25 protein-coding genes are annotated in these 24,649 nt (G+C 69.9%); 9 read left to right on the top strand and 16 right to left on the bottom strand.

All coding sequences use genetic code 11. The features are described 5' to 3' along the window. Positions 1–211: 211 nt before the first annotated feature. The 3 genes from ABN028_RS31390 to ABN028_RS31380 all read left to right on the top strand — a co-directional run bounded on the left by ABN028_RS31390 (position 212) and on the right by ABN028_RS31380 (position 2,777). Positions 212–739: a DUF1707 and DUF4190 domain-containing protein gene (locus ABN028_RS31390; protein WP_349699111.1), complete on the top strand. Its 528-nt coding sequence runs from the start codon at positions 212–214 to the stop codon at positions 737–739. A gap of 235 nt (positions 740–974) precedes the next feature. Continuing rightward, on the top strand, positions 975–1,649 hold the full coding sequence (locus tag ABN028_RS31385) for a DUF1707 and DUF4190 domain-containing protein (protein WP_349330001.1): 675 nt from the start codon (positions 975–977) through the stop codon (positions 1,647–1,649). Between the two features lie 102 nt (positions 1,650–1,751). Continuing rightward, a complete protein-coding gene (locus ABN028_RS31380) occupies positions 1,752–2,777 on the top strand; it encodes an SAM-dependent methyltransferase (protein ID WP_349330000.1) in 1,026 nt (341 codons plus the stop codon). Positions 2,778–2,814: 37 nt separating this feature from the next. Here ABN028_RS31380 and ABN028_RS31375 read toward each other — a convergent pair whose 3' ends face one another. Continuing rightward, positions 2,815–4,410, bottom strand: a complete 1,596-nt coding sequence (locus ABN028_RS31375; RefSeq protein WP_349699110.1) for a PH domain-containing protein — start codon at positions 4,408–4,410, stop codon at positions 2,815–2,817. Between the two features lie 23 nt (positions 4,411–4,433). After that, complete coding sequence (locus ABN028_RS31370; RefSeq protein ID WP_349329998.1) at positions 4,434–4,922, bottom strand: PH domain-containing protein; 489 nt, start codon at positions 4,920–4,922, stop codon at positions 4,434–4,436. A 44-nt stretch (positions 4,923–4,966) separates the two neighbouring features. Between ABN028_RS31370 and ABN028_RS31365 the strand changes: the two genes are divergently transcribed. Further along, positions 4,967–6,205, top strand: coding sequence for an NADH-quinone oxidoreductase subunit D (locus ABN028_RS31365; RefSeq protein ID WP_349699109.1), 1,239 nt, complete (start codon positions 4,967–4,969; stop codon positions 6,203–6,205). Between the two features lie 146 nt (positions 6,206–6,351). On the opposite strand, the gene ABN028_RS31360 is transcribed toward ABN028_RS31365, so the two are convergent. The 5 genes from ABN028_RS31360 to folP all read right to left on the bottom strand — a co-directional run bounded on the left by ABN028_RS31360 (position 6,352) and on the right by folP (position 10,005). Next, positions 6,352–7,317 carry a hypothetical protein gene (locus tag ABN028_RS31360; protein WP_349699108.1) on the bottom strand — a complete coding sequence of 322 codons (966 nt, stop codon included), beginning with the start codon at positions 7,315–7,317 and terminating at the stop codon, positions 6,352–6,354. 133 nt (positions 7,318–7,450) lie between these two features. After that, on the bottom strand, positions 7,451–7,948 hold the full coding sequence (locus tag ABN028_RS31355) for a DUF3180 family protein (RefSeq protein WP_349329995.1): 498 nt from the start codon (positions 7,946–7,948) through the stop codon (positions 7,451–7,453). Next, positions 7,945–8,511 (bottom strand): 2-amino-4-hydroxy-6-hydroxymethyldihydropteridine diphosphokinase, encoded by a 567-nt coding sequence (folK, locus tag ABN028_RS31350; RefSeq protein WP_349329994.1) that lies wholly within the window; start codon positions 8,509–8,511, stop codon positions 7,945–7,947. Before folK ends, ABN028_RS31355 begins: the two co-directional genes overlap by 4 nt. Then, on the bottom strand, positions 8,508–8,870 hold the full coding sequence (folB, locus tag ABN028_RS31345; protein WP_349329993.1) for a dihydroneopterin aldolase: 363 nt from the start codon (positions 8,868–8,870) through the stop codon (positions 8,508–8,510). Before folB ends, folK begins: the two co-directional genes overlap by 4 nt. Before the next feature lie 268 nt (positions 8,871–9,138). Further along, the gene (gene folP / locus ABN028_RS31340; protein ID WP_502877602.1) at positions 9,139–10,005 is read right to left on the bottom strand and encodes a dihydropteroate synthase; all 867 of its coding nucleotides are present in this window, start codon (positions 10,003–10,005) and stop codon (positions 9,139–9,141) included. A gap of 224 nt (positions 10,006–10,229) precedes the next feature. On the opposite strand from folP, the gene ABN028_RS31335 reads away from it, so the two are divergent. Beyond that, on the top strand, positions 10,230–11,288 hold the full coding sequence (locus ABN028_RS31335) for an alpha/beta hydrolase (protein WP_349699107.1): 1,059 nt from the start codon (positions 10,230–10,232) through the stop codon (positions 11,286–11,288). A gap of 287 nt (positions 11,289–11,575) precedes the next feature. Then, positions 11,576–11,839, top strand: a complete 264-nt coding sequence (locus ABN028_RS31330; RefSeq protein ID WP_349329991.1) for a DUF2795 domain-containing protein — start codon at positions 11,576–11,578, stop codon at positions 11,837–11,839. A 182-nt stretch (positions 11,840–12,021) separates the two neighbouring features. On the opposite strand, the gene folE is transcribed toward ABN028_RS31330, so the two are convergent. From folE to dacB, 7 genes are all read right to left on the bottom strand, one after another. Next, positions 12,022–12,621, bottom strand: coding sequence for a GTP cyclohydrolase I FolE (gene folE, locus ABN028_RS31325; protein WP_349699112.1), 600 nt, complete (start codon positions 12,619–12,621; stop codon positions 12,022–12,024). 58 nt (positions 12,622–12,679) lie between these two features. After that, positions 12,680–14,719: an ATP-dependent zinc metalloprotease FtsH gene (gene ftsH, locus ABN028_RS31320; RefSeq protein ID WP_349329990.1), complete on the bottom strand. Its 2,040-nt coding sequence runs from the start codon at positions 14,717–14,719 to the stop codon at positions 12,680–12,682. Positions 14,720–14,751: 32 nt separating this feature from the next. Then, positions 14,752–15,042 carry a hypothetical protein gene (locus tag ABN028_RS31315; protein ID WP_349699106.1) on the bottom strand — a complete coding sequence of 97 codons (291 nt, stop codon included), beginning with the start codon at positions 15,040–15,042 and terminating at the stop codon, positions 14,752–14,754. A 27-nt stretch (positions 15,043–15,069) separates the two neighbouring features. Further along, positions 15,070–15,627 (bottom strand): hypoxanthine phosphoribosyltransferase, encoded by a 558-nt coding sequence (gene hpt / locus ABN028_RS31310; protein WP_349329988.1) that lies wholly within the window; start codon positions 15,625–15,627, stop codon positions 15,070–15,072. 427 nt (positions 15,628–16,054) lie between these two features. Next, a complete protein-coding gene (gene tilS / locus ABN028_RS31305; RefSeq protein ID WP_349699105.1) occupies positions 16,055–17,068 on the bottom strand; it encodes a tRNA lysidine(34) synthetase TilS in 1,014 nt (337 codons plus the stop codon). Between the two features lie 78 nt (positions 17,069–17,146). Next, a complete protein-coding gene (locus ABN028_RS31300) occupies positions 17,147–18,460 on the bottom strand; it encodes an Rv3626c family coenzyme F420 biosynthesis-associated protein (protein WP_349329986.1) in 1,314 nt (437 codons plus the stop codon). A 65-nt stretch (positions 18,461–18,525) separates the two neighbouring features. Then, the gene (gene dacB / locus ABN028_RS31295; protein WP_349699104.1) at positions 18,526–19,995 is read right to left on the bottom strand and encodes a D-alanyl-D-alanine carboxypeptidase/D-alanyl-D-alanine endopeptidase; all 1,470 of its coding nucleotides are present in this window, start codon (positions 19,993–19,995) and stop codon (positions 18,526–18,528) included. Between the two features lie 301 nt (positions 19,996–20,296). Here dacB and ABN028_RS31290 point away from each other — a divergent pair, with 301 nt between their 5' ends. Next, entirely contained in the window at positions 20,297–20,794 is a 498-nt protein-coding gene (locus ABN028_RS31290; RefSeq protein ID WP_349329984.1) for an inorganic diphosphatase, read from the top strand. Between the two features lie 49 nt (positions 20,795–20,843). Beyond that, the gene (locus ABN028_RS31285) at positions 20,844–21,269 is read left to right on the top strand and encodes a pyridoxamine 5'-phosphate oxidase family protein (RefSeq protein WP_349699103.1); all 426 of its coding nucleotides are present in this window, start codon (positions 20,844–20,846) and stop codon (positions 21,267–21,269) included. A gap of 30 nt (positions 21,270–21,299) precedes the next feature. On the opposite strand, the gene ABN028_RS31280 is transcribed toward ABN028_RS31285, so the two are convergent. Together ABN028_RS31280 and ABN028_RS31275 are read right to left on the bottom strand one after the other, a co-directional pair. Further along, positions 21,300–22,109, bottom strand: a complete 810-nt coding sequence (locus tag ABN028_RS31280; protein ID WP_349329982.1) for an SAM hydrolase/SAM-dependent halogenase family protein — start codon at positions 22,107–22,109, stop codon at positions 21,300–21,302. A 24-nt stretch (positions 22,110–22,133) separates the two neighbouring features. Continuing rightward, positions 22,134–23,408: a C40 family peptidase gene (locus ABN028_RS31275; RefSeq protein ID WP_349699102.1), complete on the bottom strand. Its 1,275-nt coding sequence runs from the start codon at positions 23,406–23,408 to the stop codon at positions 22,134–22,136. Between the two features lie 282 nt (positions 23,409–23,690). On the opposite strand from ABN028_RS31275, the gene ABN028_RS31270 reads away from it, so the two are divergent. Further along, the gene (locus tag ABN028_RS31270; protein WP_349329980.1) at positions 23,691–24,623 is read left to right on the top strand and encodes an MIP/aquaporin family protein; all 933 of its coding nucleotides are present in this window, start codon (positions 23,691–23,693) and stop codon (positions 24,621–24,623) included. Positions 24,624–24,649 lie beyond the last annotated feature (26 nt).

The following is a 24,649-nucleotide window of genomic DNA, read 5'->3' as shown; positions in this document are numbered from 1 at the left end:
CTGCCCACCGTCATCCGTCTTCTGCTGTCCAGACCCCATGGCCCCAGATGTCATCACTGTCCGTGCCCATCCCGCCGGACCCAGCCCGGCGTGTCGAGCCGGAAACACCGTTCAGTGCACAGTCCCCCCGGGCCGTGAAACTCGCGTCCGGGGGTCACAATGGGTACAGGTCCGCGGTTCGGATGAGGACAGTGAACGAAGGGGGGCGCCCATGAGCGGCGACTGGCAGTCGATGCGGGCGTCCCACGCTGACCGGGAGCGCACCGCCGACGTCCTCAAGGCTGCGTACGCGGAAGGTCGGCTCGACGACGCCGAGCATCGCCGCCGGCTTGACCTTGCCATGCGGGCACGTTCCTACGGCGAGTTGCAGCGCCTTGTCGCCGACCTGCCGGCGGGTCCGCTGCCGTTCCCCGCAGGAGGAGCCCGGGCGTCCTATCCGGACGTGCCCCGTTATGCCACGCAGGCGATGAACCCGTGGGCGCACTACACCCCTCCCGCCGCCCGCCCGACCGACGACCTGGCCAAGGCGTCGGTGATCCTGGCCGTGATCTCGACGTTCACGTGCGGTCTCACGGCGGTCCCCGCCATCGTGACCGGCCACATGGCGCTCTCCCGGATCAGGGACAGTGGCGATGACGGCCGCGGCATGGCGATCGTCGGGCTCTGTGTCGGATACTCCGCGGTCATCGGAACCCTGTTGGTGATCCTCTTCGGCGTCGGCATCTTCAGCTCCTTCTGACGCTCGCCTGGCGCTCCATCACCCGCCGCACTGCCACCCCCGCCAGGTCATCCCCCGGGTCGGTGGCCGAACTCCCCCAGGCGGCTCACCCCGAATGCCGGACTTGCGGTGGGCCGGAGAAGCCAGGCATCGCAGATCGCGGCCAACTCGTCCGCTGCACTGCACAATGGCAGGAGGGGAGTGTTCCGCGGTCGCCTCGACGCGGCATCCCATCTCGACCCGGGCTGGGGGTGAGATGAGCACGGACTGGCAGTCCATGCGGGCGTCCGACGCTGATCGGGAGCGTGCGGCCGACGTGCTCAAGGCAGCCGTGGCCGAAGGCCGCCTCGACTGGGACGAACACAGCGAACGCCTCGATATCGTCATGAGGTCCCGTACCTACGGCGAACTCCACGGCCAGATCGTGGACCTGCCGGTGGGGCCCCTTCCGTTCCCGACACAGCTTCCCGCGCCCGGTGCGCCCGATGGGTCCGGAACGCCGAGTATCCCCCTTCCGCCAAGGCCCGGCGTCCCCGGCATATCCGGTGGGACCTCGGGTGAGGGCACGGGGTACGCCGGTCGGTTGCCTGCGCCCCACGATGAGACCGTCGGTCGCTCAGCGGCCCTTCCGAGTCCCCGGATGCCGCCACCAGCACCGCTGGCCAACCCCTGGGCCAACTACGTGCCCGCACCTGTCCGCGTCACCGAGCCGCTCGCCAAGGTCTCCATCGCGTGCGCCATTCTCGGCCTGTGCACGTCCGGCATGAGCGCGGTGCCAGCCATCGTGACGGGCCACCTCGCGCTTGCCCGCATCCGGCGTACGAACGACGACGGGGCGGGCCTCGCGGTGACGGGACTGGTCCTCGGCTACCTGGAACTCGCGTTCGTCGCTTTGTGGTTCATCCTGGTCATTCTGTTCAACGTCGGCTGAGGCAGGCAGCTCACCTTGTCCGAAGGATCGGATCCCCTCCGGCGTTCAGCATCTTCGGACAGGTCGGGCGGCCGGGTGAGCAAGGTGACTAGGGTCGCGCCCGTGGAGACCGGAATTCCAGGGTGCGCGGCCTCCGGCAGCTGGCAAACCTGGCGGGCGGCGACCGCGGAAGCGCTCTACGGTCCGCGCGGCTTCTTTCGTACGCACGCACCGGCGCGGCACTTCCGGACCTCGGTTCACGTGTCGTCCGCGTTCGCGGCCGCACTGGTGCGGTTGGCGCATGCGGCGGGCCTCAGGACGGTCGTCGACGTCGGCGCCGGGCGGGGCGAGCTGGCCCGCACGCTGCACGAGCTCGCGCCGGACCTCACCCTCGTCGCCGTGGAGATCGCCGAACGGCCGGACGATCTGCCCGCGGAGGTGACGTGGACGGACGAGGTGCCGCCCGGTATCGACGCTCTCGTCGTGGCGAACGAATGGCTGGACAACGTCCCGCTCGACGTGGTCGAGGTCGATCCCGATCACGTCGCACGCCAGATCGAGGTGAACGTCGAAACCGGTGAGGAACGGTTCGGCTCACCCGTTTCCCCCACGCAGGCCGGCTGGCTACGCGGGTGGTGGCCACTTGCCGGCGCACCGCCGGGCACGAGGGCGGAGATCGGGGCGCCGCGGGACTCCGCGTGGGCGGACGTCGTACGCCGGTTGCGGTCAGGGCTTGCACTCGCCATCGACTACGGGCATCTGCGCGAGAGCCGGTCCGCGGTCGGGACGCTCACCGCCTATCGCGCGGGGCGGATGGTGGCTCCGGTACCCGACGGGTCATGCGACATCACCGCGCACGTGGCGGTCGACGCGGTGGCCTACGCAGGGGAGCATTCGGGCGGCGCGGGACGAGGAACGGCGCTGACCAGCCAGCGAGCGGCGCTGGGTGTGCTCGGCGTCCACGGTGGCCGTCCGCCGCTGACAATGGCCCACACCGATCCTCGGGCGTACCTCGCCGCCTTGTCACAGGCGAGCGAAGCGGGCGAGTTGGTCGACCCCGCAGGTCTCGGCGGCTTCTGGTGGCTGCTGCAGGCGAAGGGTGACGCAGAACTCCCACCCGGCTTCGTGAACTCCCGCCCTGATCCGTGACCGTGGCCGCCGACCACGATCGTGAAGGAAAACCGGCTCATACACCCGCAAAACCTTCATGATCACGATCATGATCACGGGTTGACTGCATCCAGCGTTCGGGGCCGGCGATCTGGCGGGCCTGGCGCGAACGTTCGGGCTGCTTCTCGGCGAGCTCCCGAGCGACGGCGCTCGAGCGATGGATCGCGACCGCGTTGACCGGACCCACCGGGGTGTCGACATGGACGTTCGCGAGCCCCAGCCGGCGCTGGAGCGGACCCTGCGTCACCCGGACGCTCTGCATCTTGGCGTGGGGCACGACGGCGGTACGCCTGGTCAGCCAGCCGGCATCGGTGACGAAGACCCGCTCGTCGGTGCCGTGGCGAAGGTAGCGCCACCCGATGGGACGTAGCCAGCGGGCCGACCGCGGCGCCACCATGCGTTCGACCTCGTCGGTATCGACTCCCGGCAGTACCCGCTGCAGGAGCGCGCGGGCCACCGGCCACGGCGCGACTGGCAGCAACGTCGAGGACGTCTGGTTCCCGTTCGAGCCCTTGCCGCCGTAGCCCGCCACGTCGACCGAGAGTTTCACCCACGTCTTGGGCCGCCACAGCAGCTGCTGCTCGATCTCGACTCCTTGCACCCGCCCCGGCGGCACGGTCTGCGCCCAGGTGTCGAGCATGCCCTTACGGATCCGCAGACCGTCCGGCGACTCGCTCACGGTGAACCCGAACTCGCTGATGAACTGCCGCCACACCACACCGAGGCCTCCCAGCGCCCATGGGAGGAGGAACGCGAGCCCGACGACCTCGCCCAGGACGGTGGACGTGATGGCGACGGCGACGAAGCCGAGCGCCGCGGTGAGGAACGGCGCACTCACGACCGTGGACGCGAGGAGCACGCCAGGGGGTACGGCGACCAGTCGGCGTTCGGGCGCCTCGGGGGTGTCAGCGTCGAGGCCGGCGGCCCGGGCGAGCAGCTCGGCCCGCAGCAGTTGCGCACCCGGCTCCGTCAGGTAGGCGAGCGGCGCCTCCGTCTTGCCGCCGCCGGCCACCTCGAGCCGAAGTTCTGCGACCCCGAGCAGGCGGGCCAGCACGGGCCGCACGATGTCGACGGCCTGCAACCGGTCGATCCGGATTCTCCGCGAACGCCGGAACAGAAAGCCGCTCTCGATCCGGAGCTCGTCGCCCTCGATCCGGTACTTCGTGAACCACCACGAGAACGACCCCAGCACCACGCCGAGAACCAACGCCGCCGCGAGCTGGATGCCGAAGAGCCCGAACTCCAGCTGGCGTACGGCGTCCTGGCCGATGACCGCCACGGCGATGGCGAAGTACTTCCAGCCGTTGAGTACCGGCGTCGCTGGATGCAGCCGGCGGAGCTCGGTCACCGTCGCGCTGAGGTCGGGCTCGAGCTCCAACGCGGGTTCCGAACGCACCCCGTCGGCCTCCCGCGGTCCCACCTGCGTCCGCTCCCCGTCGGCCGACCCTGGACCATCGGCCGGCCCTGGACCATCGGCCGGCCGTGGACGATCGGCCGCACCCGGACCATCTGCCGCACCCGGACCATCGGCGGCACCCTGCGCACCAGGGGTCGTCGGCACGTCGGCAGCCCCCGGCTCGCCGGCGGGTCGACCCGGCTCCCACTCGGGCATCGCGTTCCTCGCGTCCGTCAAGCTCACAGTCCAGTCGCCCGCGCCTCGCCGAGTGCGGCCAACCGGTCGCGCAGCCGCTCCGCCTCGTCCGGCGTCAGCCCTGGAATCTCCGCGTCGGTCGCAGGTGTGGCCGTGTGCAGCTGGACCTTCGCGATGCCGAACTTCCGCTCCACCGGACCGGCGGTCACGTCGACGAACTGCATCCGTCCGTACGGCACCACGACCAGCGTCTTGAACAGCACTCCGTGGGTGACGAGCAGATCGTCACCGCGCTCCGCGTACCCCCACGAACGCCAGTTGCGGTCGATCAACCACCACGCCCAGCCGAAGAGCGCCGCGGCCACCACGATCACCCCTGCGGCCAGCCGCCAGTCGACGACGATCCCCACGGCGATCGCGGCGGCCAGGCCGCCGAAGCCCAGCCAGAATGTCAGGAGTGTCCGCCGTACTGTCCGCAGTCGCGGCGACACGGCCTGCCAGCGCTCGCCCGGCGGCGCGAACAAGGTGTCCATAGCAAGTGAGGCTATCCGGAGTGCGCTGTGCAAGCATGGACGCCGTGACGACCGAGCGGATAGTGAGTCTCGGCGCGGGTGCCGCCGGCCTCCCCACACCACTGTCGTCGTACGAACGCGAGTCCTACGACGGTGACTTGTACGAGCGTGGTGGCGGCGACGAGCTCGCCACCCAGGACATGGTGCTGAACATCGGGCCGCAGCACCCGGCCACCCACGGCGTACTCCGGCTACGCCTCACCCTCGACGGCGAACGCATCGTCACCTGCGAACCCGTGATCGGCTACATGCACCGGGGCGCAGAGAAGCTGTTCGAGGTCCGCGACTACCGCCAGATCATCATGCTGGCCAACCGGCACGACTGGTTGTCGGCGTTCTCCAGCGAGCTGGGTGTGGTGTTGGCCGTCGAACGGATGCTCGGCATGGAGGTCCCGGTCCGGGCGGTCTGGGCGCGCATGCTGCTGGCCGAACTCAACCGCGTCCTCAACCACCTGATGTTCCTCGGCAGCTACCCGCTCGAGGTGGGCGCGATCACGCCGGTGTTCTACGCGTTCCGGGAGCGGGAGACGCTGCAGCAGGTGATGGAGGAGATCGCCGGCGGTCGGATGCACTACATGTTCAACCGGGTCGGCGGGCTGAAGGAGGACCTGCCGGCCGGCTGGCTGGACCGCGCGGCCGCCGCAGTCGCCGCGGTGCGTGGGCGGCTGCCGGAATTGGAGAACCTCGTCTTCGGCAACGAGATCTTCGCCGCCCGTACCCGCGGTGTCGGGGTCGTCTCGCCCGAACTCGTGCATGCGTACGGCATCTCCGGCCCCATCGCGCGGGCCTCCGGAGTCGATGTGGACCTGCGCCGCGACGAGCCCTACCTCGCGTACGACGAGCTCTTCGCCGCCGGCGGTCCGGGGCGGGTGGTCACGGGTTCTGAGGGCGACTGCTTCGCGCGGTTCTCCGTACTCCGCGACCAGGTTCATGTCTCCCTCGACCTCGCCGAGGCCTGCATCGATCGGCTGCGGTCGCTGGCTGCCGGGCCCGTCAACGTGCGCCTGCCGAAGATTCTCAAGGCGCCGGAGGGTTCGACGTACGCCTGGACCGAGAACCCCCTCGGACTCAACGGCTACTACCTCGTCTCGCGCGGGGAGAAGACGCCGTGGCGGATGAAGCTGCGGTCGGCGTCGTTCAACAACATCGCCGTGCTTCCCGAACTCGTGCCCGGGTGCGTGGTCGCTGATCTGGTCGCGATCCTCGGTTCGATGTTCTTCGTGGTCGGCGACATCGACAAGTAGCGCGCCCACGGCATCGGATCGGCCACGCTGGTGACTGGACCGGTCGCACCGTCCGAGCGTGGGATCGGTCGCATACCCCGGGTCTGCCGGTCGACAGCGAGGCCAGACGACAACGAGGCCAGACAGACGACAGCGAGGCTGGCGGCTCAGGCGCCTTTGCGGCGCGCCTTCGCCTTGGCCCGGCGGAACCGGGTCCGCTTGGGATGGCGGGCGGTCGCGTGCTGGTCGGAATCGCCGCCCACGCCGTCGCCTTCTTCTCCGACGGCGGCCGCGCGAACCTGACGTTCGCGCTCCTCACGCTCCTCTTCGGCGGCCACCCGCGCACGGATCTCCCACGCCTTGAGGTCGACGACGGTCGGCGCCTCGCGGTTGTCCCACATCTCCGCTCGGTCGGGATCCGCTGGAACGGCGTCGACCGGCTCGGCTGTTGCGGCTGGGGTGGGTACGTCTGCGGGGGCGTCCTTGCCGTCCTGGGTGTCCTGAGCCCTGCCGTCCTGGGTGTCCTGAGCCTTGGTCTCCTGAGCCCTGGCGTCCTGACCCTCGGCGACCTGGACCACGGAGTCCTGCGACTGGGCGGGCTCGGCCACGACGCGCCCGGCGTGCGCCGCGGCATCGACCAGCTGGCCGTTGGCGGTGGCCGCAATCGTCGCGGGCGGCGTATCAGTAGGTGCAGCCTCACCCACCTGCTCGACGGTGGTGGCTGAACTCCGCGGTGCGTCCGTGACGCCCTGCGTACCGGACAACGCGTCGTCCGGGCCTACCTTCCGCTCCGCCGCCGCGACGGCTTCCCGGGCCCGCTGCGCCTGGACCTGGGGGTTGGCGAGGGCGAAACCCTCGGCCATGACACGGACATGTGCGGCGTACATGGCGGCGTAGGCACGGGCCTGTGCCACCCGGTCGGCACCGTGGGCACGCCGGCTCCGGATGAGTTCGACGTCGAAAACCACTACCGCAATGACGCCAGCCACGAGGGCAACGACGGCGGCACCGATGAGGATCGTCACATCGCGTTGATAGGCAGCGTAGAGAACTGCAGCCGCGGCTAGCAGCAGGGTTGGCGTGGCCACCCACCGGGCGAGGTGACGGATACGGTGATCGCCGCTACGTGCCATGCGGAGAGGCTACGGTTCGTGACCGTACTAACGCCAGACATCCCCATATTTCCGGAGAGTCTGGTACTTCTTGTACTCACGTCATCACACAGTGAAGCCGTAGGTGTACGCCCTGGTGTTCGCCCCGGCCGGCTCAGCGGACCTCGCCGCCTCGACCGGCGCTCGACTGGCCCTCGGCGTCGTCAGGACTCTTCGGAACCTTGCACGCGCGTTCGAGCAGCAGTCCACCCACCACGACGACGAGCGCCGCGACCGCGGTGATGATCCCCCGGACCACCCGCTCGCGTCCGTCCGGTGTGTCGAAGGCGGGTACGAAGTGGACCGCGACCCCCGTATAGATCCCCGCGACGAGCGCACCGACCAGCGCGCTCGCCTTCGCCAGTGCGAGCAACCGGACGGCTGTCAGACCGTCGACCCTGCGCTGCTTGCGATGCACCCGGTCGTACATGTACCACGCACCGGCCAGGAGCAGGGCCGCGAAGAACGCGAGGCCGCCCGCCGCCGACCACGGAGTCCTCGCAACGATCATGCCGGTCGCCTCGAGAACCGCGACGCCGCTCCAGCCCAGCGCTCCGCCGAGAAGGAGGAGCAGGACGAGCAGGCCGATACGTGTGCTGCGTACCGGCGTCATTCGATCTTGAGCTCGAGGCCGTCGACCCGGGTGATGGTCGTCGTGTCGATGACGCGCACGAGGTCACCGACCCGGCCCTGGCCAGGGATCTCGCCTTCGCGGTCGACGGCCGCCCACGGGACGAGGACGAAGGGCCGCTCATGCGCCCGCGGATGCGGAAGAACGAAGTCGTCCTCGTCGACCACCTTGTCGCCCACGACCAGCAGGTCGACGTCGAGTGTGCGCGGCGCACCGGGCTCGGTGCGTACTCGCCCGAACGCGTCCTCGATCGCCAGCGCCCGCTCCAGCAGGGTCCTGGCGTGCAGCGTGGAGTCGACCACGACGACCGCGTTGAGGAAGTACGGAGATCCTTCGGGGGCGCCGACCGGCGCCGTCTCGTAGACCGGTGAGACCTCGACGACTTCGACATCAGGGGTGTCCGCCAGGGCGTTGAGCGCACCCTGCAGGTTGGCCGCCCGGTCGCCCAGGTTGCTGCCCAGGGCGATGACGACGCGCCGGATGGGGCGCAGGCCTCCGGTCAAGGTATCGGCGTCGATGATCCAGGGGTTGGGCGTCTCTGTCACGTACGGCTCCGGTGAATGGTGACGGCGACGTCGTCGAGCTCTACGCCGACAGGCGCCTCTGGCTTGTGAATGGTGACCTCGACCTCCGCGACGAGCGGCTGGTCAAGGCACAGATCAGCGACACGCTGTGCCACCGTTTCGAGGAGATCCACAGGATCCCTCCCCACCGCGTCGGCCACATCTGTGGCGAGCCGGGAGTAGTCAACGGTTTCGGTCAGTTCGTCCGTCTTTGCCGCGGGCCGGGTGTCGACGCCGAGGACGACGTCGACGATGAAAAGCTGCCCCTGTGCCCGCTCCTCGGGATGGACCCCGTGGTGCCCGAATATCCGGAGCCCCCGAAGCGCTATCCGATCGACCACGACATCCCTCCTTCCCTCGCCGCGAACTCCAGGTGCCCGACAGTACCGGCGTGGATATGTCAGGCGAAAACCAGAGGTACCCGATTCTTCCATTCCGACCGAGACTTTCGGGTACGCCCAGTCTCGGGTCCGTCCCGTCCCTGGGCCACCCCGTCTTTGCCGAGCGGGCGCCGCCCGAGATCCGGTCAGGCGTATGTCAACGTGGCAAACCGCCCAGGACGAAGCCCAGACGGTCAACCGCGAGACACAACCGTTCCCGGTCGAACCGCTATTCCCCCCGGCCCGCGCCCCATCGAGCTGCCACCCGGACGGCGTCCAGGGTCGGCCGGACGGTGTGGACACGGACGCACCAGACGCCCGCCGCGGCCGCCAGTGCGGACACCGCCGCACTCGCGTCATCGCGGTCGCCCTCGGGTCGAGGCTCTCCGGTCACCGGGTCGGCGAGGAGGGCTCCGAGAAACCGTTTCCGGGACGCCCCGACCAACACAGGATGACCGAGGTGGACCAGGTCGTCGAGGGCGGCGAGGACAGCCCAGTTGTGGTCGGCGCTCTTGGCGTACCCGATGCCCGGGTCGATCGCCACGCGGTCCGCCGGGATCCCGGCCGCCAGCGCCGCGTACAGCCTGCCGCGGATCTCGGCCACTACGTCGGGAACGACGTCACGATAGCTCGCCCGAGTCTGCATCTGGTCGGAGTGCCCGCGCCAGTGCATGCAGATGTACGACGTCCCTGCCGTGGCGACGAACGGCAACATCGCCGGATCGGCGAGGCCACCGGACACGTCGTTGACGACGACGGCGCCGGCTTCGACGGCGGCCCGCGCGACACCGGCCCGCATCGTGTCGATCGACACGAGTGCCCCGTCGCTGGCGAGCGCTCGGACCACCGGCAGGACTCGGCGCAGTTCCTCCTCCTCCGTGGGGCGCGGCGCTCCCGGCCGGGTCGACTCGCCACCTACGTCGACGACATCGGCGCCCTCGGCGAGCAGTTCGTGGCCGTGGGCGATCGCGCGGTCGGGCTCCAGCCACCGGCCACCGTCGGAGAAAGAGTCAGGCGTGACGTTGAGCACACCCATGACCAGCGCCCTCCCGGGCTTCGGCAGACCCGCGAGATAGCGGACCGGTACACCGCCCACGCCCTCTCCTCTCCGCCTCTTCCGACCCCGCGTTGTCCCGCCCCTACGGACGTTCGGCGGGTCAGCTGGCTGACCGCGGCCAAGGTCGCGTGCCACACCTTGACGGGTGATGCCGGTTCCGCGACGTTCGGGGCCGGACGGCGTAGGCGGGTCTCCCGCCGCTCGACCCTTCCGGTTCTCGATCCCAGTCCTCGCTCAGGTGTCGTTCGATCAGGAGGTCGCTCATGCGTGCATCGACCAGTCGTGCCGACCGCGGGCGCCGCGCACTGGCAGTTCCCGGGCCGCTTCCAGCGATCGTAGGGCGCGGCTCGTCATCACCGCGTACCGGCGTACTTCTCGTTCTTGCCCTTCTTCTGCTGGCCGGACTGCTCGGTGCCGCCAACCCGGCCCAGGCGACCGCGGTGCAGCGCGAGAAGGCCGTCGTCGTCGACGAGGAACAGGTCGCACCCCGCCAGGTCGACCTCACGATCTCCTCGCCGGCCCTCGCGACGGAGGCGAAGGTCCGGCTCCTCACACCGGACGGCTGGGAGGACCGCCGGCCCGGTCAGGAGTGGCCGGTTCTCTATCTCCTGCACGGCTGCTGCGGCGACTACACGAGTTGGACCGGGGCAACCGACGTCGAGGAGTTCCCCGAGTTGCGTGACGTCCTCGTCGTCATGCCCGAGGCGGGCGTCACCGGCTGGTACAGCGACTGGTGGAACTACGGCGAGGGCGGCGCGCCAGCATGGGAGACCTTCCACCTGCGGGAGGTACGCAAGATCGTCGAAGGCGGCTACGGCGCCGGTGACCATCGCGTCGTCGCGGGCCTGTCGATGGGTGGCTTCGGCGCGCTGTCCTATGCGGCACGCAATCCCGGGTTCTTCCGTGCTGCCGCCTCGTACAGCGGCGTCGTCGACAACCGGCACACCCCCGGTGCAGCCGGGACGATCCTGGGTTTCGTCCGCCGATACAACCTGGATCCCCTTGCCCTGTGGGGCGATTCGGGTACGCAGGCTGACATCTGGGCCGCACACAACCCCGTCGACCTGGCCCACCGGCTGCGCAACATTCCCGTCTACCTGTCGTGCGGAAACGGCGAGAACGGACCGCTGGACCCGCCCGACGTCTCGGGCGGGATCGAGGTCCTGCTGGAACAGGAGAACCTGCTCCTGGCCGATCGGCTCGAGGAGGTCGGCGCACTACACGTGGTGACGCACTTCTACGGTCCAGGAACGCACGCGTGGGCGTACTGGGAACGCGAGCTCCGCTTGTCCCTACCGCTCCTGCTCGAAGCCCTGCGCTGACGCCGAGTGCGGTCAGGCGGCGCTGTGGGATGAGGAGGCCCTTCCTACGAACCTTCCCCATGAAGGGCCCCCTCACCCACGAGGAAGCGCTGGGCATGAGTTTGCGGCATTGACGCATCCCGCGGCTTTCGTTGCTGGTTCACCCCAAGTTCCCGCAATCAGGTGAGAAGAGCCGTAGCCTTGGCGTGGGGTCATCCGTTGACCACTGTGGGGATGGGACCACACAGCTCATCCAGGCCGCCGGCTCTACCCGACCGGTTGGACCGCCGGCCGCTGAAAGGAGCGTCATGAGCACCGCTGCCGTCGACATCGCCGATTCCCCCACGGTCGTTGTCGCGCCCGCTGAGCCCGTCACTCGCGTCGAAATCCTTGATGTCCTCGATGACGCCTTCGCCGTTGGCCCGGCGTCGCGTGGACAGCTGGTGAACGCCGCACGAGCACAGGGCGCTCGCGCAGAGCTTGTCGCACTGCTCGAGGAACTGCCCGACCGTCAGTACGTCCACCAGCGTCAGCTCTGGGTCCACATGCCGAACGTTCCGGTCGGCCTCTGAGCAGTCGGACAACCAGTTCGAGGGCTGCGCAGGTCGGGACCCGCACCACCCTCCAACGCAGCTGAGGCAGACGCCTCGGCGACGTTCTCGCGGCATCGGAGAACGTCGCCGATCCGTTTGCCGCGAAGCAGTGTCGGCGCTGCCCGGTCAGCCGGCAGACGGCGTCCACCGGCGGGTGAGCCTCAGCCGCCGATGATGAGGCTCATCGCCTCCGCCCGGGTCGCCGCATCGCGCAACTGTCCCCGCACGGCAGAGGTGACCGTCTTCGCCCCTGGCTTGCGTACTCCCCGCATGGTCATGCACAAGTGCTCACACTCGATCACGACGATCACGCCTCGAGGCCGAAGGATCCCCTCCAGCGCGTCGGCGATCTGGCTCGTCAACCGCTCCTGCACCTGTGGGCGCTTGGCAAACACGTCCACGAGCCGGGCGAGCTTCGAGAGCCCGGTGATCTGTCCCTGGGTATTGGGAATGTAGCCGACGTGCGCCGATCCGGTGAACGGCACCAAATGATGCTCACACACCGACCAGACCTCGATGTCCTTGACGAGCACCATCTCGTCGTGCCCGATGTCGAACGTCGTGGTGAGGACTCCCGCCGCGGTCATCCGCAGCCCGGCGAACATCTCCGCGTAGGTCCGGGCCACCCGGGCCGGTGTGTCCTTCAACCCGTCACGATCGGGATTCTCGCCGATGGCGAGCAACAGCTCACGGACCGCCCGCTCGGCGCGTTCGTGGTCGAACGGCGGTACGTCGGCCGGGCTCCCATCCGTCGCGTTCACCGCTGCCGTGCTCTCGTCCGGCACATCCGCACCTGGTGGGCTCACGCTGCCGCTGGGCTCACGCGGGTCCGGCTGCCGGGCCAGGCTCGCCCGGAGGTGCGCCCGTACGGCCCTCCTGGACGTCAGGCTCGCCATCCGGCGCCGGGCCGATCACGAGACCACCTTCCGGGCCCTGGCCGTTGGGCGACAGCGCCGCCTTCGGCGTCTCGACCGGTGGGATCTCCGACGGCCGCCGGGTCGGCGAGCCGGTCCAGGCCGGCCGGATCTCCCGGCGCCGCACCGGCTCGAAGACCGTGGCGAGCTCTGCCTTGTCGAGGGTCTCGTGCTCGAGGAGCTCCAGGACGAGGTTGTCGAGGACGTCACGGTTCTCGACCAGGACGTCGAAGGCCTCCTGGTGCGCCGCGTCGACCAGCCGGCGGACCTCCTCGTCGACGAGCGCGGCCACTTCCTCGGAGTAGTTGCGCTGGTGGCCCAGCTCGCGGCCGAGGAACGGCTCGGAGTTGCTGTCGCCGAACTTGATCGCGCCGAGGCGTTCGGTCATGCCGTACTGCGTGACCATCGCCCGGGCCAGTCCGGTCGCCTTCTCGATGTCGTTGGCCGCACCGGTTGTCGGGTCGTGGAAGACCAACTCCTCGGCGGCCCGGCCACCCATCATGTAGGCGAGCTTGTCGAGCATCTCCGAGCGCGTGGTGCTGTACTTGTCCTCGTCGGGCAGCGCCATCGTGTAACCGAGGGCCCGCCCGCGCGGCAGGATCGTGACCTTGTGCACCGGGTCGTTGCCGGGCAGGGCCGTGGCGACCAGGGCGTGTCCGCCTTCGTGGTAGGCGGTGATCTTCTTCTCCTTGTCGCTCATCAACCGGGTCCGCTTCTGCGGTCCGGCGATGACCCGGTCGATCGCCTCGTCGAGGGCGTCGTCGTCGACGAGCTTCTTGTTCTGCCGGGCGGTGAGCAGGGCCGCCTCGTTCAGGACGTTGGCGAGGTCGGCACCGGAGAATCCGGGAGTACGACGCGCCACGGCGAGCAGGTCGACGTTTGGCTCGACGGGCTTGCCACGGGCGTGGACCTGGAGAATCTTGTGGCGGCCGATGAGGTCGGGCGCCTCGACGCTGATCTGCCGGTCGAACCGGCCCGGGCGCAGCAGCGCCGGGTCGAGGATGTCGGGCCGGTTGGTGGCCGCGATGAGAATCACACCGCCGCGGACGTCGAAACCGTCCATCTCGACCAGCAGCTGGTTGAGGGTCTGCTCGCGCTCGTCGTGCCCGCCACCGAGCCCGGCGCCACGGTGCCGGCCCACGGCGTCGATCTCGTCGATGAAGACGATGGCCGGCGCGTTGGCCTTGGCCTGCTCGAAGAGGTCGCGGACCCGGGATGCGCCGACACCGACGAACATCTCCACGAAGTCGGAGCCGGAGATGGAGTAGAACGGCACGCCCGCCTCGCCGGCCACCGCACGGGCCAGGAGGGTCTTGCCGGTGCCGGGCGGGCCGTAGAGCAGGACGCCCTTGGGGATCTTGGCGCCGACCGCCTGGAACTTCGCGGGCTCCTGGAGGAACTCCTTGATCTCCCCGAGCTCCTCGATCGCCTCGTCACAGCCCGCGACGTCGGCAAACGTCGACTTCGGGGTGTCCTTGCTGATCAGCTTGGCCTTGGACTTGCCGAAGTTCATCACCCGGCTGCCGCCGCCCTGGAACTGGTTCATCAGGAAGAGGAACAGCAGGGCGATGAGGATGAACGGCAACAGGGTGGAGATGAGCGAGCCGAGCAGGCTGGGCCGGGAGATCTCGACGTCGTAGCCCTCGGGGAGCTTGTTCTGGTCGGCCTTCTGCTGCAGCAGCTTCTGCAGCTCGAGGTCCTGGCCGTTGACCCAGGCGGCCTTCATCTTCTCGCCGCCCTTGGTGGTCACCCTGATCTCCTGGTCGGTGCCGCCGACGATCACCGCCGACGTGACCTTGTCCGACCGGATCTGGTCGACCACCTTGTAGGTGTCGGTCTGTTGGAAACCGCCCGATCGGGTCACGAGGTCGCCGATGAACAGGATCACGATGATGAGCACAGCGATCCAGAAGATCGGCCCACGGAAGAAGCGCTTAAGGTCCATACTCCCGGGACTTGCGGCCCCGTCCCTCCTGCTCATCCACCCAGAAACGCCGAGTAGGCGCTGCGGTTCTCCAGAACGACGTCGGTCATTCGAGTGGTCACCGCATCACACTCGCCCCACGGCGTGGGGAGAGTACGACCGTACACCGGGCTTATTGCCGGTACGGCAGCGGCGTACTCGAAGTTCTCCTCCTCATCAGCGAAACGTTGCAGCCGAGGTCGGGTGTTCCCAGCGGCTTCGGACAGGCCGGCCGAGCACGCCCATTTGGGATACCTGGCGCCACCCGGATCGGGCCCGGGCGTGGCAAATGCGCTCGAGCCCATGATCATCGCGAGGGATGACCAGCATCGTCAAACGCTGGTGTAGACGTGCGGCGCGAGAGTACCGACACAACGCAGGTTGCGGTACTTCTCGTTGTGATCGAGGCCATATCCGACCACGAACTCGTCAGGTATGTCGAATCCGACGTACTTCACTGAAACCGACATCTTCACCGCCTCCGGCTTGCGCAGGAGGGTGCAGATCTCGACCGACGCCGGACCGCGGGAGCGGAGGTTCGTGACCAGCCACGACAGGGTGAGGCCGGTGTCGATGATGTCCTCGACGATCAGCACGTTGCGGCCGGTGATGTCGGTGTCGAGGTCCTTGAGAATGCGTACGACCCCCGAGGACTCGGTACCCGAGCCGTAGGAGGAGTAGGCCACCCAGTCCATCTCCACGTGGCGGCCGAGGGCGCGGGCGAAGTCGGCCATCACCATGACGGCACCCTTGAGTACGCCGACCAGGAGGAGGTCCTGTCCTGCGTAGTCTCGTTCGACCGCGGCGGCGAGTTCGCGAACTTTGGCCTGGATCTGGTCCTCGGGAAGCAGGACGGTCTTGAGGTCGTGGTCGATCTGGTCGGGATCCACGTGGGGTCTCCGGCGAGTGTCGAACGGACGGTGGAGGAGAAGTACTCGGCGAGGCACAGCTGTAGCTGTCTGTACCTGTGGGCGCCTCGAACCTCACTGCGATGGCCAGCGTGCCACAGCAGGTTCGGACTCGGACGGTCAGCCCTGTCCGTCGACTCGCGCTGGTTGGTGGGGCGATCAGGCGGAGCCGTAAATGACCACGCTGAGCAGGCCCTCGGTACGCGGACCATGCGTCGGCACCTGTCCTGGCACCACGAGCCTGCTCAGCGTGGTCATTCGCGGCGCGCAGGCTGCTCAGCGTGGTCATTCGCGGCGCGCAGGCTGCTCAGCGTGGTCATTCGCGGCGCGCAGGCTGCTCAGCGTGGTCATTCGCGGCGCGCAGGCTGCTCAGCGTGGTCATTCGCGACACCGAGCCTGCTCAGCGTGGTCATTTGCCACGAGGGTGGTGGGACGCGGCGGTGAAGCAGAGCAGGTCGGTACGACGGTGCGCCCGGACCCCACCCGGCAGGTCGACCCAGGCCTGGCCACGCCACTCGACGACCAGCGCGTCCACGGCGGCGACGTGGCTCGCGAACAGGTCCGTGCCCGGGCAGCCGGCGCGGAGTGCGGCCCGGTGGATGACCCGCCGCCGGACGGCCGCGGGCACCGCCACCAGCCGGTCGACGTGCAGGGCGAGGTTCGGCGCCGTGTCGTCCGTCACGCAGTCGGCGTACGCACGATCCGCCCACGCGTCGAGGGCGTCGGCATCGTCGCGGAGCAGGTCGGCGGTACGGGCGAGCGCGGAGGCGACGCCCGGGCCCAGCTCGCGTTCCAGCACCGGAAGGACCCGCTGCCGCACGCGCACCCGCGTGTACGTCGGATCCGTGTTGTGCGGGTCGTCCCAGATGGCGAGCCCTTCGGCGGTGCAGGCGGCACGGGTCGTCTCGCGGTCGAGGCCGAGAAGCGGACGGCGGTACGCACCACCTGCGAGGGCGCGGCCCGGCATCCCGGAGAGAGACCGGGCACCGGATCCGCGAGCCAACCCGAGAAGGACGGTCTCGGCCTGGTCGTCTCGAGTATGACCCAGCAGCACGGCGACGGCACCCAGCCGCGCGGCGGCCTCGTCGAGCGCGGAGTAGCGGGCGCGGCGGGCGGCGGCTTCCGGACCTCCGGATCCGTCGACGCGCACTCTCGCGATCTCGACCGGATCCAGCCCGAGGGAACGCAGGAGGTCCGCGACAGCGGCAGCGCGTTCGGCCGAGCCGTCCTGCAGGCCGTGGTCGACCGTCACCCCACCCACCCGCCACGCACCCCGACGCGCCTCGAACGCCGCGGCGGCCGCGAGCGCGGTCGAGTCGGCACCGCCCGAGCCGGCCACCAGGACGAGCACGCCGGCGTCGAGGTCGGCGAGCGACCGCCGGACGGCCAGGCGTACGGCCGCCACCGCCGGGTGGGGACCCATCACCGCCGACCGGGGACCTGGCTCGCCCAGACCCGTTCGGTCACCGCGCCGCGTCCCACGTCGCTGCCGTCCTAGTTTCTAGGACGTGCCGCGCATGCGGCTCACCCATGCGTCCGGGTCGGCGATCTCCGCCTTGCTGGGCAGATGGTCCGGCGATTCCCAGACCTTGTTGAAGCCTTCCTGCCCGGCCGAAGACACGACCGCGCGGACGAACGCGGCGCCGTCGCGGTACTGCCGAAGCTTGGCATCGAGACCCAGGACCCGCTTGAGGAACTGGTCGAGCCAGTTGCCGCCACCGCGCCGCTGCTGGAACCGCTCACGGATCGTCGCGACCGACGCGATGACCTCCGGGCCGACACCGTCCATCACGACGTCGGCATGGCCCTCGAGCAGCGACATCACCGCGGTGACCCGGTCGATGATCTCCCGCTGGGCAGGCGTCTGGACGAGGTCGATGAACGACACCTCGTCACCGCCACCGCGGGCGATCCGGCCGAGTTGTTCGACACCCTGGCGGAGCTGGGAGAACATCGCGCCCGGGTCGAGGTCGGTGTGCTCGAGGAACCCGCGGATCTCTCCTCGCAGGTGGTCGCGCAACCAGGGGACGGCGGTGAACTGCACCCGGTGCGTCTCCTCGTGCAGGCACACCCACAGACGGAAGTCGTGCGGGTCGACGCCGAGGTCGCGTTCGATGTGGACGACGTTGGGCGCGACCAGCAGCAGCCGTCCCGCCGGCGCCAGGCTGGGTACGAGATCGCCGCCGCTCGACGTCGCACCACCACCACGACCACCATTGCCACCGCCGTTGCCACCGCCGTCAGGAGTGGCGCCCGGTTGGCCCGGCGCCGCGGCACCGTCGTCGGAGCTGGTCCGCGGCGCGGGGACCGCGCCCACCGTGTCGTCGGACCAGAACGGGTCGAACTGCCCCAGGACCTTGCTGGAAAGGAACGCGAGCAGGGCGCCGGCCTCGACCCCTGTCACCCGGGAGCCGAACGCACCCATCATCCCGCCGGTGGCATCGCTCCGGCGTTCCCGGACCTTCTCGACCAGGGGTTCGAGGATCTGCCGAAACGCATCGACGTTCGCCTGGACCCAGCCCACCCGGTCGACCACGACGACTGGCGCCCGGGCACCGCTGGCGTGCAGGCCGGTGTAGGTGCGGACATGCCCCTCTGCCTTGCGGGCGAACTCGCGGAGATCCGCCACGACCTCACGGGCCTCGTCGAGGCTGACGTCGGGTCCGGGTCGCAGCAGGCGGTGAGCGGTGGTGAGGGCAACGTCCCAGTCGACCATCTCGCCGCCGTCGGATCCTGCACCGTTGCGGTCTCGGGTGTCTCCGGGCCCTGGGCTGTCGGGGTCCGGGGTCCACCCCGGTCCTGCACGGTTGCTCATGGCCTCCACCGTACGCGGTCGGGCAGCGCCGGCTCGGACTGATCCGGAAGTGCCCGACACACTCGCTAACGGCAGCCGCAGCTGGCGAGTGCGGACGCGGCCTGGTCGATCGAGGGGCGCGGATCGTTCTGTCGTGCCTGGTCCGACATGACGGCGAAAGCCAGTAGGGCACCGTCCTTCGTCGTCACGACGCCGGCGAGCGACGAGACCGCGCTCAACGTGCCGGTCTTGGCGCGGACGATCCCGACACCCGGCGCGGACGCGTCACCGGCGAACCGGTCGTCCAGGCTGCCGGTGTAGCCCGCCACCGGGAGACCGGTCACCACGGCTCGCAGGTCGGGGAACTCCGGCCGCGCGGCCGCCGCGAGTGTCTGGGTGAGGACGTCCGCGCTGATCCGGTTGTCCCGCGACAGGCCACTTCCGTCGTACAGCTTGATGCCGGAGAGGCCCTCCACGCCCAGCCGGCTGAGGACGGCCTTGATCGCCTCCCCCGCTCCGGCGAAGGTCGCCGGCCGCCTCTCGGCAACCGCCACGTGGCGGGCGAGAACCTCGGCGCCGTCGTTGTCGCTGACGAGCAGAACGTGTTCGACGATGTCGGCGAGCGGTGGCGAGGAGACGGCGGCGAGCTCGCGGGCCTTGGCGGGGGCTTTGGACCGGGCGAGTTCGCCGCGGACGGTGATGCCCGCCTTCCGCAGCATCTGGACGTACGCCTGGGCGGCTGTCATCGCCGGATCCGCGGCGCGGGGGCGGTGGGAGGGCCACGAGACCTTCGCCTCGTCGACCCAGAGCGCGGAGACCGGTCCGACCACACCGGTCGGGACGTACTGGCTCTCCCACGTCGGGCTCACCGGCTCGCGGAAGAGCGTGTCGTCGACGCGGACCGTCACCTGGGTGGTGCCGGACGCGCGCAACTGCCGGGCGGTGCGTACGGCCAGGTCCTCGATCGTCACGGGCACTCCCGTGCCGCGCGTCGCGTCCGTGGCGCGGGCCCGGGCGGTCGCGGTCGCGAGGAGCGGGTCGCCGCCGCCGACCAGCACGATCTCGCCTGGCACCGCTCCCGCCACCACCGTCGTCCTGAAGCGGTGCTCCGGACCGAGCACCGCAAGGACCGCCGCGCTCGTGAGGATCTTGGTCGTGGACGCCGGGATGTAGGCACCCGCGGGGTCCTTGCCGTAGAGCAACCGGCCGGTTCCGAGGTCACGCACGGCCACCGAGGCGTGCTGGCCGAGGTTGACCGGACCGATCGCCGCCGCGAGGGCACGCTCCAGACCGGCCCTGGTCGGCACTTCCGACCGGCCGGTAAGGGGAGCCAGCACCGGACCGGCGGGTGGCCGGGTCGGGGTGGGACTCGGTGTCGGCCTGCCGACCGGCGTCGACGTCGCCGGCGTCGCGGGCCCTTGGCCCGCGCCCGCCCAGCTGAACGTCACACCGCCGGTGTAGACCGCGCCGGCACCTGCCCCCACGGCCGTCAGGACGAGCAGCACCACCATCGTCAGTGCCCGCCGGCCGCGCGGTCGCTTCGGTTGTTCGGTCACGCTGGCTGACCCTTCCCCTGTTCTCACGTGCGTACGCCGGCCAGGAAACGCCGGCGGGCGCTCGTGACACCCCCGGAACGGTGAGGAGCCGGCGTGCCGGCGCCCTTCCGCACCACATACCCCGGTGGAGGGACCTTACGTGCCGGGCCCGACACCGCGTCACACGGGCGTACCCTCCGGGGTTCTTCCCTCCGCCGCCGGCACAGCCCGACCACACCGCGCGGTGTGGTCGGTGTACCCCGAGGAGGTGTGCGGTGAAAAGCTGGGTCCGGCATTGATCTCACACCGGTCAGGAGCTGTCGTGGACGTCGACGTGACGATCGAGATTCCCAAGGGCCAGCGGAACAAGTACGAGATGGACCACGCCACAGGGCGGATCCGGCTCGACCGCACGCTCTTCACCGCGACGCAGTATCCCGCCGACTACGGCTTCATCGAGCACACGCTCGGCCAGGACGGCGACCCGCTCGACGCCCTTGTCCTGCTGCAGGAGCCGACGTTTCCCGGCTGCCTGATCCTCTCCCGCCCCATCGGGATGTTCCGGATGCGGGACGAGAAGGGCCGCGACGACAAGGTGCTCTGCGTACCCGCGGGCGATCCGAGACTCGACCACCTGCGCGAGATCGACCAGGTGGCCGAGTTCGACCGGCTGGAGATCGAGCACTTCTTCACCGTCTACAAGGCGCTCGAGCCCGGGAAGTCGGTCGAGGGCGCCACCTGGGTCGGCCGGGCCGAGGCGGAAGCGGAGATCGTCGCCTCGCAGCAGCGTCTGCGCGATACCCCGCAATCCCACGCATGAGTACCGGAACGGCTACCAACGCCCTGCCGGGCAGAAGGAGAGGGTCACCGTGGCTCTGACAGTCGACGAACGCGAGCAGTTCCTGGCCGAGCCGCACATCGCTGCCCTGGCGGTCGTCTCCGGGCAGGATCGCGGCCCGCTGACGGTTCCGATGTGGTACCAGTACACCCCCGGCGGGGAGGCGTGGATTCTCACCGGGGTCGACTCCCGCAAGACCGCACTCCTCAAGGCGGCCGGGCGGTTCACGCTCATGGTGGACCGGGTGACCCCGACCATCCGGTACGTCTCCGCCGAGGGTCCGGTGACCCGGATCGTCCCCGGGACGACGGAACATCTGCAGGAGATGGCGGGACGATACGTGCCGGAGGACAAGCGCGCCGCCTACGTCGAGGTCGCCCTCGGCGAGCACGGCGAGCAGGTCGCCATCTTCATGCGGCCGGAGCGCTGGGTCTCCTCCGACCTGGGCAGCCTCTGAACGACGCGTCAGCGTTGGGTCCGCCGGGTGTCAGGTCGGGCGGACCAGTCGTACGAGGTCGCCGAGCTTCGCGTTCAGGCGTACACCCGCGTCACCGCAGTTGACCGCGAGCGCGAGCCGGCCGTCGGAGTCGAGGTAGACGACCAGCTCGCCCACCGCGACGTCGGCGAAGGTCCGCCCCACCTGGGCATGGTCCACCAGGTCACCGACCTGGACGTCAACCGTGCCTTGCGTACCCAGCGCGCCGACGGCGGCGAGCTCGGCCGGCCCACCGGCAAGCTGGACATTGCCGAACCGGTCGAGGTAGGTGACCTCCGCCGTCAGCGCGTCGCCGGCGAGCTCGCAGCGTGGCGCCGGCAGCCGGACCAACTCTGCCGGCGGCAGCGGTTCGCCGACCCGCCCGACCTCGCCGCCGCTCGCGAGATGGCCGGCAACCGGCGCGAAGACATCCCTTCCGTGGAAGGTCGGATCGACGTCGGGCAGCCAGAGCGCGACGTTGGTGAGGGCGTACGCCTGACGGACACCGCCGAGGATCTCGGCGGCCGGGATGAGCAGGCCGTTGTCGGGTCCGAGGAGCAGGCTCGGTCCGGCGAGCAGGGCGACTCCCCGGCGCGACGTACCCACTCCAGGATCGACGACACCGACGTAGATCGCCGGCGGAAGGTAGGGCGCCACCCGGGCGAGCACCGCGGCGCCGTGCCGCACGTTCTGCGGCGGGACATCGTGGCTCACGTCGAGCACCCGGGTATCGGGCGCCGAGCGGGCCAGAATTCCGTGGCACACGGCGACGAACCCGTCCCGGGTGCCGTAGTCGGTGAGGAACGCGATGAGCCTGCGCATGAGGCTCACAGTCTCCCAGGACGCTCAGCGGACCTGCGCGACGTGGGTGGGCGTCCCCATGTACCACAGGGACCTCCGCTCGACATCGCGTCCCGGTCGTGGAGCATGGACCATCCGGCCGCGCCCGAGGTACATCGCCACATGGTGGATGGTGTTCGAGTCCTCCGGATCGCTGGCCCAGAACACCAGATCGCCCCGGCGGAGCGCGGCCAGCCGGATCCGCTTCGACTGCCAGTACTGGCCGCGGGCGAAGTGCGGCATCGAGACACCCGCCGCCTCCCACGCCCGCATCGTCAGCCCGGAACAGTCCCAGCTGTCGGGTCCGTCGGCGCCGAAGACGTACGGCTCACCGAGCTGGGCGAGCGCGTACCCCACCGCACGCTCACGTTGCCGCGTGGTCGGACCGCCGCCACCGCCGCTACCGTCATCACCGTCGTCCGGCGGCAGGTCGCGCCGCCTTTCCTCCGCTCGCTTGCGCGCCTCTTCGGCACGCTGCCGGGCCCTGCGTTCGAGCGCGTGCTGACGCGCGGCCGCGAGTCGTACGGACACGCGTTCGAGCCTCGCGAGCCGGACCAGCAACGCGCGCTTCTGGGCGGTGAGGCTGTCGACCGACCGTGACTGTGACGCGACCGAGGCCGTCACCTGCCGCCGGGCAGTGTCCGCCGCGGCGGCGGCCCTGCGTCCGGTGTCGAGGGCGTCTCGTGCCTGGGCCTCGAAAACGGCCGACACCGACTGGCTGACGCGAAGCGCTTCGTACCGGCTCGCGACCGTGGCGGACACCATGGTCATGGTGATCGTCTGGTCCAGCAGGTCTTCCGGCCCGGCGGCATCGAGGTAGGTCGACATCGGGCCCAACCCCGGATCGAGTCGGTACGTCGCGGCCGCGATCTCGGCAACCGCCTGGCGGCGCCGTTCGGTCGTGCGCCTGGCCGCTGAGGCCTGTGCCGTCGTCACCCGTACCGCGTCCGCGGCCTGCGTCCGCCGATAGACGGCCGTGCTGTAGTGCTCCACCGCCTGCTGGGCGGCGACGTCGAGCCGGCGAAGGCGGTTGTCCGCGCGGGCGAGGCGTGCCTGGAGCTGGCCGAGCGACGACGCCGCGGCCCGTGCGCGCACCTGAGCGTCATGGACCAGTTGGGGGCTCGGGACCGTTTCCTGGCCCGCGCCAGATCCGGAGCCCGCGCCAGATCCGGGGCCCGTACCGGGTTCCGCGGCAGCTCCCGCTGGTAGGCCGATGACAAGGACGCCCGCCAGGGCGAGTGCGGCCACGCGCCCCATGCGTCGTGACGATGCCCGGTCCACGACGTCGCCTCCTTTCGTGCGTAGGACAAAAGGTCGGGCCAGGCTGGGACGAACACCACCTGACTGCGTCTTTTACGTACCTACGCCGCGCCGAACGCGAAACGCGTCCCGAACGGGGCATCGACGGTGGAACCGGGTGCCCAGGCTGAAGCACAGGCATGTCTTTTCCTCACCTGGGCGCGAAGACCGGCGGCATCCGGAAGGGCGCGGGACCGCTGCGGGTATGGCCCTTTCGTACCCGCGGGCCTGATCGTGCGTGGGTGGGACACCAGGGGTGGGACGGTGAGTGAAGAGATCCCCGCGCTGCGAAGGAGCCCGCGTGGGCTGAAGCGCGTCGGCGGGCTGTGGGGCGAGACCCTGGCGGAGTTCCTGGGTACGTTCGTCCTCATCCTCTTCGGCGACGGCGCGGTCGCGATGGCTGTCGCCGGCCTGCCCGGCTCGGGCCGCACGGGTGGACCGACGGTCATCTTCGAGGCCGCGGGTGACTGGCTGCTGATCGCGTTCGGATGGGCGTTCGCGGTGACGTTCGGGGTGTACGTCGCGGGAGGGGTCAGCGGGGCACACATCAACCCGGCCGTCACGCTGGGGTTCGCGGTGCGCCGGCAGTTCCCGTGGTCGAAGGTCGGTCCGTACGTCGTCGCCCAGGTGCTCGGCGCGTTCGCCGGAGCGGCGGTCGTCTACGCGGTGTACGAATCGGCGATCAACGCCTACAACACGGCTGCGCACACACCTCGGGGGTCCGGCGAAGCACTCAGTACGTTCTCGATCTTCGCGACGGTACCAGCGGGCTACTTCCACGGAAGCTGGGTCGGGCCGTTCGTCGACCAGGTAGTCGGCACTGCCCTCCTGCTCCTGCTCATCGTCGCCGTCATCGACCGGCGGAACATGGCGGTTCAGGCGAACATGGGGCCGTTCATCATCGGCCTGATCGTCGCCGCCATCGGCATCTCGTACGGCGCGAACGCGGGCTACGCCATCAACCCCGCCCGCGACTTCGGACCGCGCGTCTTCGCGTGGCTGGCGGGTTGGGGTGAGACCGCGTTACCTGGTACGGATCCGGGGGCGTTCAGCTGGTACTTCTGGATCCCGATCGTCGGGCCGCTCGTGGGCGGTGTGATCGGGGTACTCGTCTACGACTTCTTCATCGGCGACGTGTTGGCCGCCCGGCGTACCGGTCCGCCCGCGGGTCGGGCCCGACCACCGGATGACAGCTGATCACCGTGCTGGGTGGAGCCCGTCCG

Source organism: Actinopolymorpha sp. B17G11 (assembly GCF_040196095.1).
Classification (GTDB): Bacteria; Actinomycetota; Actinomycetes; order Propionibacteriales; family Actinopolymorphaceae; genus Thermasporomyces.
Note: the sequence above shows the minus strand (reverse complement) of the source record. Positions and strands in the feature narration are given on the sequence as shown.

Excerpts from the sequence above, each read along its gene's own strand:
- ABN028_RS31375 (WP_349699110.1), bottom strand. The coding sequence starts at position 4,410 with ATGCCCGAGTGGGAGCCGGGTCGACCCGCCGGCGAGCCGGGGGCTGCC.
- ABN028_RS31370 (WP_349329998.1), bottom strand. The coding sequence starts at position 4,922 with ATGGACACCTTGTTCGCGCCGCCGGGCGAGCGCTGGCAGGCCGTGTCG.
- ABN028_RS31315 (WP_349699106.1), bottom strand. The coding sequence starts at position 15,042 with ATGGGCTCGAGCGCATTTGCCACGCCCGGGCCCGATCCGGGTGGCGCC.
- tilS (WP_349699105.1), bottom strand. The coding sequence starts at position 17,068 with ATGGGTCCCCACCCGGCGGTGGCGGCCGTACGCCTGGCCGTCCGGCGG.
- ABN028_RS31335 (WP_349699107.1), top strand. The coding sequence starts at position 10,230 with ATGCGTGCATCGACCAGTCGTGCCGACCGCGGGCGCCGCGCACTGGCA.
- ABN028_RS31300 (WP_349329986.1), bottom strand. The coding sequence starts at position 18,460 with ATGAGCAACCGTGCAGGACCGGGGTGGACCCCGGACCCCGACAGCCCA.
- ABN028_RS31280 (WP_349329982.1), bottom strand. The coding sequence starts at position 22,109 with ATGCGCAGGCTCATCGCGTTCCTCACCGACTACGGCACCCGGGACGGG.
- ABN028_RS31385 (WP_349330001.1), top strand. The coding sequence starts at position 975 with ATGAGCACGGACTGGCAGTCCATGCGGGCGTCCGACGCTGATCGGGAG.
- ABN028_RS31390 (WP_349699111.1), top strand. The coding sequence starts at position 212 with ATGAGCGGCGACTGGCAGTCGATGCGGGCGTCCCACGCTGACCGGGAG.
- ftsH (WP_349329990.1), bottom strand. The coding sequence starts at position 14,719 with ATGGACCTTAAGCGCTTCTTCCGTGGGCCGATCTTCTGGATCGCTGTG.
- ABN028_RS31355 (WP_349329995.1), bottom strand. The coding sequence starts at position 7,948 with ATGACGCCGGTACGCAGCACACGTATCGGCCTGCTCGTCCTGCTCCTC.
- ABN028_RS31360 (WP_349699108.1), bottom strand. The coding sequence starts at position 7,317 with ATGGCACGTAGCGGCGATCACCGTATCCGTCACCTCGCCCGGTGGGTG.
- ABN028_RS31330 (WP_349329991.1), top strand. The coding sequence starts at position 11,576 with ATGAGCACCGCTGCCGTCGACATCGCCGATTCCCCCACGGTCGTTGTC.